The sequence below is a fragment of the Pseudoalteromonas sp. SG44-1 genome (genome assembly GCF_014164315.1).
In the GTDB taxonomy this organism is placed as follows: Bacteria; Pseudomonadota; Gammaproteobacteria; order Enterobacterales; family Alteromonadaceae; genus Pseudoalteromonas; species Pseudoalteromonas rhizosphaerae.
On sequence record NZ_JACJEW010000230.1, the window covers coordinates 1 to 603 of the forward strand.

Consider the following 603-nt stretch of genomic DNA (forward strand, 5'->3'; position numbering starts at 1 on the left):
GCAGGCGGTGCGACACAAAAGGGTAATGAAATCTGGGTGCAATCAATCACTTTTGATAATAGTTGGGGTATTCCTATGGGGAGCCTTGGTTGTTGCTGGCAAAGTGCCGGTAAAACAAGTGGTGTTTACGATCAAAAATTCCCAGAAAAAGTCGCTGTTGAATGGTTAGATAAGTCAGAAAATAGAATTTACTACGGTGAAGTGGCAATAGATAAAAGTGGCTATAAGTTTGCAAATAAGTTACCTCGATTTAGTTACCATACAGGCGAAGTAGAAACTGATATTTACCCATATTTAATAGTTGGTATGGGTGAATCAGGTGAGATAAAGGTTTGGGTTTCAAATACACCATCAGCGGGGTTTACAGGTCGCGTATTACACGAACTTGGTTCAGGACAAGCCCAATGGCGTGAGAATAAGTAGTAAAGCCACTACCCTAAGCTTATGTTCTATAAAGTATTCGCAGAGGCAGCCCGTAGCTCATGGCCCAGAAGAAGACGCTGAATTCACCACTAAAAACCAACAACGCGAGCTTTTTTACAATCAGCCAGAACAAGCTGAAGCAAATGAGCAATGGCAATCACAATTAATAAATGGATATAG

The 603-nt window shown here is 41.1% G+C and carries 2 protein-coding genes; both read left to right on the top strand.

The annotated features are described in order from the left end of the window. The coding region (locus H5187_RS23925) for a DUF2931 family protein (RefSeq protein ID WP_259398603.1) at positions 1-423 on the top strand (423 nt) is incomplete at its 5' end. Further along, on the top strand, positions 410-603 hold a 194-nt coding region (locus H5187_RS24440; RefSeq protein ID WP_182795049.1), incomplete at its 3' end, for a hypothetical protein. The genes H5187_RS23925 and H5187_RS24440, both read left to right, overlap by 14 nt.